We start from the raw sequence: 13,642 nt of genomic DNA, 5'->3' as shown, positions 1-13,642 counted from the left end.
CGGGGGACTCGCCGTCGGCGGGCGCGGGGTTTTCGGGGTTGGTGTCAGGTTCTGTGTCGGACATGGTTCCCGGCTTCAGTCGGAGTCGGTGGCGAAGACCGTCGGAGAGGCGATGCCGCTTCGCAGGCTGCCGTCGATGTAGGCGGCGCGGCATGCGCGGCGGCCGATCTTGCCGCTGGAGGTGCGCGGAATCGTCCCGGCCTGCACCAGCAGCACGTCGCGCACGGTCACGCCGTGGCCGACGGCGATGGCGGCCCGGATGTCGTCGGCGATGGGCTGATAGTCGAGCTTGTGCGTCCCGGGGGCCCGCTCACCGACGATCACCAGCTGCTCGGAGGCGTCCTCGGGGTCGAACTTCAGGCCCGCGTGCGGGTTGTCGAACACCACCTGCGGCAGCTGGTTGGCCGGGACAGAGAAGGCGGCCACGTAGCCGACCCGCAACGCCTTGGTCGACTCCTGCGCGGTGTACTCGAGGTCCTGCGGGTAGTGGTTGCGGCCGTCGATGATGACCAGGTCCTTGATCCGGCCCGCAATATAGAGGTGCCCGTCGTGGTAGGTGCCGTAGTCGCCGGTGCGCACCCACAGGCCGTCATCGGCGGCGCCCTCGGCGTGCGACTCGCTGATTCGCGACTTGAGGATGTTCCGGAAGACCTCGGTGGTCTCCTCTTCCTTGCCCCAGTAGCCGACGCCCAGGTTCTTGCCGTGCAGCCAGATCTCGCCGATCTGTCCGTCGGGCAGCTCGCTGGCCGAGTCGGCGTCGACGATCACCGCCCACTCGTCCACCCCGACCTTGCCGGCGGAAACCTGCGCGACGGCCTTCGGCGCGTCGGCGGGCACCTGGACGAAGCGCCCGTTGTTCAGCTCGTCGCGGTCGACGTGGATGACCCGCGGCTTCTCGTCCATCGGGGTGGTCGACACGAACAGCGTCGCCTCGGCCAGGCCGTAGGACGGCTTGATCGCCTCCTCCTTGAGGCCGTAGGGCGCGAACGCCTCGTAGAACTTGCGCATCGACGCCGGGCTGACCGGCTCGCTGCCGTTGAGGATGCCCTTGACGTTGCTCAGGTCCAGGGGTGGCTCGTCGTCGCGGGGCAGGCCGCGCACGGCGGCGTGCTCGAACGCGAAGTTCGGCGCGGCCGAGAACACCCCGCCGGTCTCGCCGGGCTTGCGCGCGAGCTCGCGGATCCAGCGGCCGGGCCGGCGCACGAACGCGGCGGGCGTCATGAAGGTGAAGTTGTGGCCCAGCACCGAAGACAGCAGCGCCGTGATGAGGCCCATGTCGTGGAAGAACGGCAGCCACATGCAGCCGCGGTCGCCCTCGGTGCCCTCCAGCGCGTTGAGCACCTGCAGCACGTTGGTCGGCAGGCTGAGGTGGGTGATCTGCACGCCGGTGGGGGTGCGGGTGGAGCCGGAGGTGTACTGCAGGTAGGCGATGGTGCTCTCGTCGGCCTCGGGCTCCTGCCAGGTGGAAGCGACCTCGTCGGGCACCGCGTCGACGGCGATCACGCGGGGCCGCTCCCTGGCCGCACGGGCGCGGATGAACTTGCGCACCCCCTCGGCCGATTCGGTGGTGGTCAGGATCGTCGACGGGGTGCAGTCGTCGAGCACCGCGTGCAACCGGCCGACGTGGCCCGGTTCGGCCGGGTCGAACAGCGGGACCGCGATCCGGCCCGAGTACAGGGCGCCGAAGAACGAGTTCAGGTAGTCCAGGTTCTGCGGGCACAGGATGGCGATGCGGTCGCCGGGCTTGGTCACCTGCTGCAGGCGCGCCCCGACGGCCCGGTTGCGCACGCTGAATTGGGACCACACGATGTCGCGGGCCACACCGTCGCGCTCGGTGGAGAAGTCCAGGAATCGGTAGGCCAGCTTGTCGCCACGAACCCTCGCCCACTTCTCAACGTGACGAACCAGGTTGGTGTTATCCGGGAACCTGATTTTTCCATTCACGATGAACGGGTTGTGGTACGCCATGCCGCTCTCCTGTCACAACAGATTTGGTGTCGGCTCCAGTTGGAGGGGCCGACGGTTACCTCCACGCGCGGCCGGCCCTCGCACGGTACACGTTGGTGAGCACCGGCCCCGGCCAGCTTCGACCCCGTTCGGGCCAACGACGACTTCTGACTGCTCTTAATTTTCTCTTAATGTTACGGGGCGCCGCGTGGCAGACCAAATCACAAGGTACCGCCGATCGCGCGCGGCAAGCCGGTAGCCACCGGCCATGTCACCCATGTTTCGGATGCGGCGCATTTTCGATGAGCCCACGGGCCCAATTCAGGGTCCAGTCCGTCGCCGGTTGCCCGTCCAGGCTCCAGCACTGGGTGGTCGCGTACAGCGCGTGCACCGGCTGCCCGGCGCCCCCGGCCAGCGTGTTCAGGGTGGCGGGCAGGTTGGCGATGCTGAAGGCCTCCTCCGGCGCCGCGCAGATGAGATCCCCGGTCGCGCAGATCTCGTTGGTCTTGCCGTTGAGCGCGCCGAAACCGCCCGGGCGGGCGCCCGTCATGGTCAGGCCGAGGCCCGACAACACCGGCACCTCCTGCAGCGTGACCTCCGCGCCCTGCCCCGGCGGGTTGGGGCCGATGTCGTTGCCCACGCCCTGCTGGCGGCGGCCGTCCGCGATCAGCGTCACACCCAGCACCAGGTCGTCGTCGACGGGTCCGCGGCCGTTGCCGATGTCGCTGGCGATGTCGCCGGCGATCACCGCGCCCTGGGAGAAGCCCGCGATCACGTAGCTGGTCAGGGGGCACTTGGTGTTCATGTCGGTGAGCTCTTGGACGGCCGCCCGGGTACCCTCCGCGCGACTGTCGTTGTAGGACATCTGGGTGTCGCCGCTGAGCGGGTTATGGAACTGCGCGGTGTAGGGGACGGTGTACGTCTGCACCCGCGACGGCCCGAACTGCTGGGAGATCGGCCCGGTCACCCTGTGCAGCAACGCGTTCGGGAACTGCGTCGGGTTGAGCGGGTCGTCCTGCGGCGAGGACTCCCAGGTGCCGGGAATGGCGAGCAGCTGCACGTCGGGGCACGACGCGTCCTGGGAAGCGGGCCGCGGCTTGTGCGGGTGGGTGGTCGTCGACGACGGCGGCAGGACCCCGGGCGGCACCGCGCTGGGCGGCGACTGCGGGGTGCGCAGCAACACCACCGCGGCCACGATGACCAGCAACAGGACGCCGGCCACCGAGAGCGCGGCGACCCAGGCGAGGGTGCGGTGCCGCTTACGGGCGCTGCTGGCCATGGTCCCCCGCCGGCAGAGCCACTGCGTCGGTCGACTGCCTGCGCACCGCGCGATCACACGGCCGTTCGGGCCTCTGCTGCATGCCTACACGGTACCGGCTCGCCGCGGCGCGCCTTTCCCGCCGCTGGGCGCCCCGGGCTAGCGGATGGCCCCGACGATGTCGCCCGACATGGCGGCCAGCTGCCCCGACCACGAGCCCCAGCCGTTGTCGCCGCCGCCGGGGAAGTCGAAGTGGCCGTTGTGGCCGCCGACGCTGCGGTACTGCTGGTAGAACTCGCGCGAGCTGCCCATCGCCGCGCCGGCCTGGCCGATCATCGCGGCGGGATCGCTGGCCCCGTCGTTGGTGGGACTGAACACCCAGACGCGGGTGTTGTTCTGGGCCAGCAGCGAGGCGTGCACCCACGGGTCGTGCCACTTCCACCGGCCCAGCTGCGGGGCGCCCCACATCCCGTTGCCGTCCACGCCGCCGAACTGCTGCAGGCCGGCCAGGATCGCACCGTTGTAGTTGGTGCTCGACGGGTAGAGGAAGCCCGACAGGGAGCCGGCGAAGCCGAAGCGGTCGGGGTGGAAGGCGGCCAGCGCCATCGCGGCGTAACCGCCCTGGGAGGCGCCGACGGCCCCATGCCCGCCGGGCGCCAGGCCCTTGTTGGCGGCCAGCCAGTTCGGCAGCTCGCTGGACAAGAAGGTGTCCCACTGCTTGCTGCCGTCCTGCTCCCAGTTGGTGTACATGCTGTAGGCGCCGCCGGCGGGCGCGACCACCGAGATCCCCTTGCCGGCCAGGGTGTTCATCGCGTTGCCGACGGTGACCCAGTTGCTGACGTCCGGCGCGGCGTCGAACGGGTCGAGCAGGTACACCGCGTGCGGGCCGCCGGCGAGGAAGGCCACCGGGATGTCGCGGCCCATGGCGGCGGAGGGAACCATGAGGCTTTCGTAGCCCGCCGCCCGGGCCGGGCCGGCGGCCCCGGTGGCGGCCAGGCCGCCCAGAACGACCGCCAGGGCGGTGACGAAGAACACCCGTAGCAGCGCCGACATACCCCGCACGACTCTCATGTCCACCCTCCATCGTCTAGTCGCTGTCAGCACACTAGCCAGCGCCGCACGGCCCCCGGCCCGCGGGTAGTGAAATGGGCCACACTCGGATTGCCGCGCCCGGGCGCCGACAAACCAACGGCGGCGACCCCCGTGGGGATCGCCGCCGTCGATTGCGTTGTCGGGGTTTAGGTGCCCGTACCGGTGCCCTGGTTCCCGGCCGCCGAAGCGGTGGCCGGACCGGCGCCCGGCGTCGCGCCCAGCGTCGACTGCAGGTCACCCTTCATCGCGTTGAGCTGCGCGCCCCAGTACGGCCAGTCGTGCGTGCCGTTGGCGTCGAAGTTGAACACCGCGTTGTGTCCACCGGCCGCGTTGTAGGCGTCCTGAAACTTCAGGTTGCTGGTGCGCACGAAGCCCTCGAGGAACTTGGCGGGCAGGTTATCCCCACCGAGGTCCGACGGCTTGCCGTTACCGCAGTAGATCCAGATGCGGGTGTTGTTGGCGACCAGCTTGCCGACCTGCAGCGACGGGTCGTTGCGGGCCCAGGCGGGGTCGCTCGACGGGCCCCACATGTCGTCCTTCTTGTAGCCGCCGGCGTCACCCATGGCCAGGCCGATCAGCGACGGGCCCATCCCCTGCGACGGGTCCAGCAGCGCCGACAGCGAGCCGGCGTAGATGAACTGGTTCGGGTGGTAGGCGGCCAGGATCAGCGCCGACGAGCCGGCCATGGACAGACCGACGGCGGCGCTGCCGGTCGGCTTGACCTGCTTGTTGGCCGCCAGGTAGGCCGGCAGCTCGCTGGTCAGGAAGGTCTCCCACTTGTAGGTGGTGCAGCCCGCCTTACCGCAGGCCGGCTTGTACCAGTCGGAGTAGAAGCTGGACTGCCCGCCGACCGGCATGACCACCGCGATGCCCGACTGGTTGTACCACTCGAACGCCGGGGTGTTGATGTCCCAGCCGTTGTAGTCGTCCTGCGCGCGCATGCCGTCGAGCAGGTAGAGCGCGGGCGCGTTCGCGCCGCCGCTCTGGAACTGGACCTTGATGTCGCGGCCCATCCCGGCCGAGGGAACCTGCAGATACTCCACCGGCAAGCCCGGGCGCGAGAATGCCCCGGCGGTCGCGGAGCCCCCCACGACGCCAATCAGACCCGACAGCAGGGCCGCACCGGCGGCACCCACGACGAGCCGTCGCGGCATACCTGCCACGGCGTCACGCAACCTGTCAACAAGCGTCATCCTTGCTTCCTCATCCTTTCGGCGCATCCCTGGTCCGGGCGCACGTCGATTTGGCTTACTGCACGCGCTTATCGGATTGCCCGGCTCCTGCTCGGGCCATCCCCGGCCCGCATCGGCGCCGCGCCACGCGCAGCAGTGCTCGTGTAGTCAACCACACCCACCCCGGTTCCCTCTCATCGAGCCGGGTGACAAACCCCCCGCCGAACCGCCTTTACCCGATGTATTCCAAATCAAACATGTGTCTGATTACAACACTTTTCGCATGTGCCCACCGATGGATGATCCCTGGTGAGAGCCTAATTGCGATGTTGCTGTGAAGGATTGGGCGACGGCGTCGCGCGCAAAGTTTCGGATTTGCTGAAAATTCTTCTGCCCGGCCCTCATTCGCGCGGGGGCGGCGGAATTGTCTCGGGCACCGGGAGCCCGCACCTGGCCAGCTCGTAGAGCGGTACGCGGTCGATCCGGTAGGTGGTGAACTCGTACGCATGCAGGAAGTTGGAGACGAACCGGTGCGCGGTCATCGGCGCCCGCACCGAGGCGAGCACCGCCTGGGTCTCCGGACACTTCAACGCCGCCACCGCCTGGGCGACCCAATTCGCGTCCAGGTAGCCCGGAATGCCCGGCGGCAACTTCACCCACGGGCCGTCGGCGATCACCCAGTCGGGGAACAGGTTCTTGTCGTGCCCGATGCGGCCGTGTTTCAGCCGCTCGGTGTGCTGGGCCAGCGGATTTGCCAACCCGATTTGATCGATCACCCTGACATCGAGGCCGACGTTCATGCCGACCATGCCGAGATTGGTGAAAAAGACTGTGTGTTGCGGCTTTTCGGGCGGCTGGCCGTTGGGCGCGCCGCCCGGGGGCGGCGGCAACATCGGCACCAGGTCCCACTGGGTGTAGTTGCCGGACGGCAGCAGCAACGCGCCGTCGGGGGTGTTGTCGAGGGCGGTGAGGATGGCCGCCATCCGCGGGTACCCCAGGTAGTCGGCGGCCGTCAGGGGGTGCGCCTGGCCGGTGGCCTGCGCGTAGAAGCGGCGCTCGTCGACGATGCCGGAATAGGTGACGCGGGTGGCGTCGTCGCCCATCCCGGGCGAGTTCGCCGCCCACAGCGACCATCCGGCGATCCCCAGCCAGAGCGCACCCGCCGCCCCGGCCGCCCAATAACCGGTCTCCCGTGAGTAATCCTTGCCGTCGGGGATCAACAGGGGGACCACGGCGACCGGTGCCAGCAAACAGAACAGCGGCGCGAGCAGCACCCGCCCGTGCATGAAGTCGCCGCCCTGGCGGATCCAGTAGAGGGCCTGCAGCAGACCGCTGAACAGAACGAACGCCACCACGGCCGCCGGGCTCTGCACGGCCCGGGCGGCGCGCCCGTAGTCGCGCGACAGCATCGGCCGCAGGAACGACGGGCGCCGGCGCGCGGCCAGCGCCAGCACCCCCAGCGGCACGCAGAGCAGGACCGGCACCCACAGCGCGTAGGGCGCGTCGAAGTTCGACAGGTAGACCATGCCCTGCGACCACTTGTCGCCCGCCGCGTCCTTGGCCAGGGCCGTGCCCGGCACCAGCAGCCCGTAGTAGCCCATGCGGAAGATCTGGTAGGCCACCGGCAGGAAGCCGCCGGCCACCACGATCAGCGCCCGGCGGCGCCAGCCGCGCGCCGCGATCAGCATCATGACCAGCGCCAGCCCGCCCATCAGCGCCAGCTCGGGCCGGACCAGCACGCTGAACCCGGCGACGAAGGCCAGGGCACCGGTGAACACCCGGCCGTCGGGTCGGCCCCGCACCGGCTGCGACCAGCGGACCATCATCCACCACAGCAGCCCCAGGTAGGCCAGCGTCAGCCCGCTCTCGAGTCCGGACGTGGCGAAGTCGCGCGCCGGGGGCAGGGCGATGTAGACCAGCGCCCCGGCCGGCAGCATGATCGCCCGCCGGCCCCGCAGGCTGGGCGCGAACAACCGGCCGGTGCCCAGCATGAGCAACACCACCCCCAGCACCGAAAGGGTCAGGGCCAGCGCCAACGCGACATATTCCATCCGCATCGGCCCCCCGACCCAGCTGCCCGCGTACAGCAGGTAGGTCCACGCGGTCGAGGTGTTCGCCTCCACCCGCTCGCCCTCGTTGAACACCGGCCCGTTGCCGGCCAGCAGGTTGCGGACCGTGCGAAGCACGATCAGCCCGTCGTCGGCGATCCAGCGCCGCTGCCAGGCACCCCACGCGAACAGCGCGGCGACCACGGCCACGCTGATCCCGAGGCTGATCCGCACGACGGCGTCGTAGGGAAACCCGGATCGCCCGAAGGGCCAACCGGCCCGCCTGACCACCGGACCGCGCCGCAGGCGATTGAGCGCGCTGCGCCCGGTCAGTTCGGGGCTAGCCGAAGGCAACGGCGGCTCCCACTGTTGCGATCCAGGCCAGCGCCAGCAGCTGCAGGACCCGGTCGCGCAGTGCGATGTCCTCGGGCTCCCCGGCCAGCCCGCCGTCGACGTCCACCGCGTAGCGCAGGATCGCGATGGTGAACGGGACCATCGAGACCGCGAACCACGATCCCGAGTGGCGGTCGCGCTCGAAGGCCCACAGGCCGTAACACACCACGACCGCGGTGGCCGACATCGTCCACACGAACCGCAGGTAGGTGCTGGTGTAACTCTCCAGCGCCTTGCGGATGGCCGCGCCGGTGCGCTCGGCGACTTGCAGCTCGGCATAGCGCTTGCCGGCCACCATGAACAGCGACCCGAAGGCCACGAACAGCAAAAACCACTGCGACAGCGGGATTTTGGTGGCCGCGCCGCCGGCGATGGCCCGGAGCAAGAACCCCGACGAGACGATGCAGATGTCCAGCACCGCCTGGTGTTTGAGCCCGAAGCAGTAGCCCAGCTGCATGCCGATGTAGACGGCCATCACCAGCGCCAGGTTCGGGGTCAGCCACCAGGAGATGGCCAGGGAGGCCGCGCCGAACGCCACGGCCAGGGTGTAGGCCAGCCACTCGGGCACCACGCCGGCCGCGATCGGCCGGAAGCGCTTGGTGGGGTGCTCGCGGTCGGCCTCGACGTCGCGGGCGTCGTTGACCAGGTATATCGACGACGCCGCCAGGCAGAACACCGCGAACGCCACCGACACCTCGGTCAGCACGTCGGCATAGTCGTAGCGGACCGGGCCGCCCAGCGCGGCCAGCGGCGCGGCCAGCACGATCACGTTCTTCACCCATTGCCGCGGGCGCATCGCCTTGATCACCCCGGTCAGCAGGTTTCCCGAGGATCCGGTCACCACGTCTTCACTCATGTGCTGCTCCACCTTCGATCCGGTCGTCCAACCGGACGGCGACCCCCGCGACGACGGCGCCCAACGCGATGCCGAACGCCACGTCGCTGGGATAGTGCACCCCCAGCACCAAGCGCGACAGCGCCATCGGCGGAACCAGCACCGCGGGCAGGGGAAGCCCGGTGACCCGGCCCATCAGGATGGCCGCCGCCGTGGTCGAGGTGGCATGCGCGGACGGAAAGCTCAACCGGCTCGGGGTGCCGACGTTCACCGCCACCGCGGGATGGTGCGGGCGCTGCCGGCGCACGATCCGCTTGACCACCACGGCGGCGGCGTGCGCGACGAACGCGCCGGCGCCGGCCACCAGCCACCCGCGGCGACGCGCCGGCATCAGCACCGCGGCGAGCGCGGCCACGGCCAGCCAGCCGATGCCGTGCTCCCCGAAGTACGACAGGCCGCGCGCCGCCGACAACACGCCGGGGCGGCCGGCCAGCGCGGACTGCACGGCGACCAGCGCGGCCACTTCGCCGCTCGGCGGCGCCGATTCAGGCATGCGCGCGCCCGGACGCGATCGGCGGGTCCGCGGTCGGCTGCAGCACCGTCTCCCACTTCTGCTTGCTGGAAAGCACCGGTAGCGCCTCCCGGTAGACCCGGCGCATCTCGTCGAACCGCGCCGCGAGCTGACGCTGGCGGCGCAGCGAGGCCGCCAGCAGGGAGAACATCTTGGCGCGGTCGCGCTTGCGGTACACCACGCCGCATCCGTCGGCGGTCGTGACGGTGGCGCCGTCGAGCGTGCACAGCCGGAACCAGCGCGCGTCCTGGGTCGCGACGTTGTACTCGGGGCGCTCGTGGTGGGCGGGGTCGGCGGCGGTCATGTTGTGCAGGATGCCGCGGGCCAGCCGGTAGCCGATCGACACGGGGTTCACCGGCGGCTTCATCGCCTTGCTCTTCTGTGCCGGCGGGGGCAGCTCGCTGGCCGCCGGCAGCACGACCGCGTCGGGATACCCCTTGCGGATGCGGTGCACCTCGGGCAGCGCCGACTCCAGGATCGAGAAGATGTGCTCGGGGCCGGCCAGGAAGTCGTCGATGGCCTTGTTCTGGATCGCCACGGTCGAATATTCAAGGCAGGCAAGGTGTTTCAGCGTCGCCTTGAGGTGACTGCGGACCAGGCCGGACGCATCGCCGTCCCAGTGCATCGCCGCCACCACCAACCGGTTGCGCAGGTGGAAGTAGGCCTGCCAGTCGATCGCGTCGTCCTTGTCGCTCCAGGCCATGTGCCAGATGGCCGCGCCGGGCAGCGTGACGGTCGGGTAGCCGTGCTCGGCGGCCCGCAGGCCGTAGTCGGCGTCGTCCCACTTGATGAACAGCGGCAGCGGCTGTCCCAGCTCCTCGGCGACCTGGCGGGGGATCATGCACGTCCACCAGCCGTTGTAGTCGACGTCGATGCGACGGTGCAGCAGCTTGCTGCGATCTTCCTTGTCGTTCAACGGGTATTCGGCGAAGTCGTGGTCGTATTCGGCGTGCGGTGCGGCGGTCCACATGAAGTTCGACCGGTCGACGACCTCGCCCATGATGTGCAGGTGCGACGGCTCCTGCAGGTTGAGCATCTGGCCGCCCACCAGCATCGGGCTCTTGGCGAAGCGGTGCATCGCGAGCACCCGCAGGATCGAGTCCGGCTCGATGCGGATGTCGTCGTCCATGAACAGGATCTGTTGGCAGTCGGTGTTTTTCAGCGCCTCGTACATCACCCGGCTGTAGCCGCCCGAGCCACCGAGGTTGGGCTGGTCGTGAATCGACAGCCGATTGCCCAGCCGCGCGGCCGCGGCCGGGAAGTCGGGATGGTCGCGCACCTTGCGGGTGCCCTGGTCGGGCACGATCACCGCCCCGATGACCTCGTCGACCAGCGGGTCGGCGGTCAGTTCGGCCAGCGCGTTCGCGCAGTCCGCCGGGCGGTTGAAGGTCGGGATGCCGACGGCGATGTTGGCCTTGACCGGCGCGGGTTCGGTCGCATACCAGCCGCCGCTGAGCAGGGTGACCTTGGTGTCGGTGGTGATGTCGAACCAGATCCAGCCGCCGTCCTCGAAAGGCTTGAGCGGGACCTCGATTTCGACCACCTGCGACTCGTCCTCGGCGCTCCCGAACTGGCGGCCCTCGACGAAGATGCGGGCGCCGGTCGCCTTGGTGCGGTAGACGTCGACGCGGCCGGCGCCCTCGACCTCGACGCGCAGCACCACGGACGTGCAGATGCTCCAGCGGCGCCAGTAGCTGGCCGGGAACGCGTTGAAGTACGTGGCGAACGACACCTCGGACTCCGCGCCGATCTGCAGCGACGTGCGGCTGGTCGCGTGTGCGCGCCGCGCGTTGGTGGCCGACTCCTCGAGGTAGAGCTTGCGCACGTCCAGCGGCTCGCCCGGGCGGGGCAGGATGATCCGGGACAGCAGGCTGACGGCGGTCATCAGGCGTCTTCCCCGGTCAAGGCTGTGCCGTCGCGAAGGTGCGGCGCCAGGACGTTGTCGTACATGTTCAGAGCGCTCGCGATGGCCATATGCATATCCAGATACTGGTAGGTGCCCAGCCGACCGCCGAACAGGACCTTCGACGCGGCGGTCTCGGACTTCGCCCTCCCCCGGTAGGCGGCCAACAGGGCGCGGTCGGCCTCGGTGTTGATCGGATAGTAGGGCTCGTCGTCGTCGGCGGCGAACCGGGAGTACTCCCGCACGATCACGGTCTTGTCGTCCGGGTAGTCACGCTCGGGATGGAAGTGCCGGAACTCGTGGATGCGGGTGTAGGGCACGTCGAGGTCGTTGTAGTTCATCACCGGAGTGCCCTGAAAGTCCCCGATCGGCAGCACCTCGACCTCGAAATCGAGCGTGCGCCAGCCCAGCCGGCCCTCGGCGTAGTCGAAGTAGCGGTCGAGCGGGCCCGTGTAGACCACCGGCGCGTCGGGACTGTCCGCCCGCAGGCGGTCACGCACGTCGAACCAGTCCGTGTTCAGCCTGACCTCGATGCGGTCGTCGTCGGCCATTTTTTCCAGCCACGCGGTGTAGCCGTTGACCGGCAGGCCCTCGTAGGTGTCGTTGAAGTAGCGGTTGTCGAAGGTGTAGCGCACCGGCAGCCTATTGATGACGGCAGCCGGAAGCTCGCTGGGGTCGGTCTGCCACTGCTTGGCGGTGTAGCCCTTGACGAACGCCTCGTAGAGCGGCCGCCCGATCAGGGAGATGGCCTTCTCCTCCAGGTTCTGCGCCTCGGCGGTGTCGATCTCGGCGGCCTGCTCGGCGATCAGCTGCCGGGCCTGCGACGGGCTGAAGTACTTGCCGAAGAACTGCGAGACCAGGCCCAGGCCCATGGGGAACTGGTAGGCCTGCCCGTTGTGCATCGCGAACACCCGGTGCTGGTAGTTGGTGAACTCGGTGAACTGACGCACGTAGTCCCAGACCCGCTTGTTAGAGGTGTGGAACAGGTGGGCGCCGTACCGGTGCACCTCGATGCCGGTCTGCGGGTCGGCTTCGGAGTACGCGTTGCCACCCAGGTGCGGGCGCCTTTCGACGACGAGCACGCGCTTCCCGAGTTGGGTGGCCACGCGCTCGGCGATGGTCAGGCCGAAGAATCCGGAGCCGACGACGAGGAGGTCGAAACGATCGGTCATCGGTTGCTTAGGGTATCCGACCGCGCGTGCCTAACCCATTTGGCGAGGCTGGGGAAACGGTTTCGGTCCCGGGTGGGGGGCGCCGGGAGCCGCGTGAATTCGGCATCACGGGTGGGGGCGCAATTGCCTCACGATTCGATCTCGTCACTCTAGTAACAGCTTTCTCACTCGTACCATCAACTCTGTGTGGTTCATGCCGGACAGGACAGGCAAGGACACGCCGACACAACACGAGTCCGATTTGTAGTCCAGATTGAGGAGACTTCCGTGCCGAACCGACGCCGACGCAAGCTTTCGACAGCCATGAGCGCGGCCGCCGCCCTGGCAGTGGCGAGTCCATGCGCATACTTCCTTGTTTACGAGTCGACGGCTGGCCCCAAGCCGCCCGAGCACCACGAGTTCAAGCAGGCGGCCCAGATCACCGACCTTCCCGGTGAGCTGATGGGCGCGCTGTCGCAGGGGCTCTCGCAGTTCGGCATCAACCTGCCGCCCGTGCCGGCCCTGAGTGGGGGCGCGGCCGCGACGCCGGGCCTCACCAGCCCGGGCCTGACGAGCCCCGGCCTGACCAGTCCCGGCTTGACGAGCCCGGCGTTGACCAGTCCCGGTTTGGCGCCGACGACCCCCGGCCTCACCGCGCCCGGTGCGCTTCCCACCACCCCGGGAGTGAGCGCGACGACCCCGGGTGTGGGCGTCACCACCCCGGCCGCGGGGCTGAACCCGGCGCTGTCCAACCCCGGGCTGACCAGCCCGGCCGGCGTCACCCCGGGTGCGGGCGCCGCCACGCTGGCCCCCAGTGAGGTGCCGATCGAATCGCAGACCGGATTGGACCCGGGTGCCGGTGGCACCTATCCGATCATCGGTGACCCCTCGACGCTCGGCGGTGCGTCGCCGGTCGGGAGCGGTACCGGCCTGGGCGGTGGCGGCGGCGGAGGCGGTGGCGGACTCATAAACGACGTCATGCAGGCCGCCAACCAGCTGGGCGCGGGTCAGGCCATCGACCTGCTGAAGGGCCTGGTCATGCCGGCGATCATGCAAAGCGTCCAGCACGGTGCCGCCGCGGCACCGGGTGCCGCCGCCGCATTGCCGGGTGCCGCCGCGGGTGCGCTGCCGGCCGCGGCGGGTGCCGCGGGCGCCCTGCCGGGTGCGGCGGCCGCGCTGCCGGGCGCTGCCGCGGGCGCGTTGCCTGCGGCCGCCGGTGCCCTGCCGGCCGCCGCGGGGGCCGTGCCCACGCTGCCCCCCGTCTAGGCCCCC

Annotated in this window: 10 protein-coding genes; 1 reads left to right on the top strand and 9 read right to left on the bottom strand. The window is 69.6% G+C overall.

The features are described from left to right. Positions 1-75 precede the first annotated feature (75 nt). The 9 genes from fadD32 to glf all read right to left on the bottom strand — a co-directional run bounded on the left by fadD32 (position 76) and on the right by glf (position 12,391). The gene (gene fadD32 / locus BN971_RS10530; protein ID WP_085183401.1) at positions 76-1,968 is read right to left on the bottom strand and encodes a long-chain-fatty-acid--AMP ligase FadD32; all 1,893 of its coding nucleotides are present in this window, start codon (positions 1,966-1,968) and stop codon (positions 76-78) included. A gap of 250 nt (positions 1,969-2,218) precedes the next feature. Beyond that, complete coding sequence (gene culp6 / locus BN971_RS10525; protein ID WP_085183402.1) at positions 2,219-3,226, bottom strand: carboxylesterase Culp6; 1,008 nt, start codon at positions 3,224-3,226, stop codon at positions 2,219-2,221. 138 nt (positions 3,227-3,364) lie between these two features. Then, a complete protein-coding gene (locus BN971_RS10520; protein ID WP_085183403.1) occupies positions 3,365-4,267 on the bottom strand; it encodes an esterase family protein in 903 nt (300 codons plus the stop codon). A gap of 176 nt (positions 4,268-4,443) precedes the next feature. Beyond that, positions 4,444-5,490: an esterase family protein gene (locus BN971_RS10515; protein WP_085183405.1), complete on the bottom strand. Its 1,047-nt coding sequence runs from the start codon at positions 5,488-5,490 to the stop codon at positions 4,444-4,446. A gap of 380 nt (positions 5,491-5,870) precedes the next feature. After that, the gene (gene aftB / locus BN971_RS10510; RefSeq protein WP_085183406.1) at positions 5,871-7,871 is read right to left on the bottom strand and encodes a terminal beta-(1->2)-arabinofuranosyltransferase; all 2,001 of its coding nucleotides are present in this window, start codon (positions 7,869-7,871) and stop codon (positions 5,871-5,873) included. Then, complete coding sequence (locus BN971_RS10505) at positions 7,858-8,766, bottom strand: decaprenyl-phosphate phosphoribosyltransferase (RefSeq protein WP_085183407.1); 909 nt, start codon at positions 8,764-8,766, stop codon at positions 7,858-7,860. Before BN971_RS10505 ends, aftB begins: the two co-directional genes overlap by 14 nt. Further along, positions 8,759-9,298: a phosphatase PAP2 family protein gene (locus BN971_RS10500; protein WP_085183408.1), complete on the bottom strand. Its 540-nt coding sequence runs from the start codon at positions 9,296-9,298 to the stop codon at positions 8,759-8,761. Before BN971_RS10500 ends, BN971_RS10505 begins: the two co-directional genes overlap by 8 nt. Continuing rightward, the gene (locus BN971_RS10495) at positions 9,291-11,201 is read right to left on the bottom strand and encodes a glycosyltransferase (protein ID WP_085183409.1); all 1,911 of its coding nucleotides are present in this window, start codon (positions 11,199-11,201) and stop codon (positions 9,291-9,293) included. Before BN971_RS10495 ends, BN971_RS10500 begins: the two co-directional genes overlap by 8 nt. Next, positions 11,201-12,391: a UDP-galactopyranose mutase gene (gene glf, locus BN971_RS10490; protein ID WP_085183410.1), complete on the bottom strand. Its 1,191-nt coding sequence runs from the start codon at positions 12,389-12,391 to the stop codon at positions 11,201-11,203. The genes BN971_RS10495 and glf overlap by 1 nt, the downstream gene beginning before the upstream one ends. Positions 12,392-12,658: 267 nt before the next feature. Between glf and BN971_RS10485 the strand changes: the two genes are divergently transcribed. Beyond that, positions 12,659-13,636: a PirG gene (locus BN971_RS10485; RefSeq protein ID WP_211704197.1), complete on the top strand. Its 978-nt coding sequence runs from the start codon at positions 12,659-12,661 to the stop codon at positions 13,634-13,636. Positions 13,637-13,642 lie beyond the last annotated feature (6 nt).

It is taken from the genome of Mycobacterium bohemicum DSM 44277 (assembly GCF_001053185.1).
In the GTDB taxonomy this organism is placed as follows: domain Bacteria; phylum Actinomycetota; class Actinomycetes; order Mycobacteriales; family Mycobacteriaceae; genus Mycobacterium; species Mycobacterium bohemicum.
This window is presented reverse-complemented; position numbering and strand designations above follow the sequence as displayed.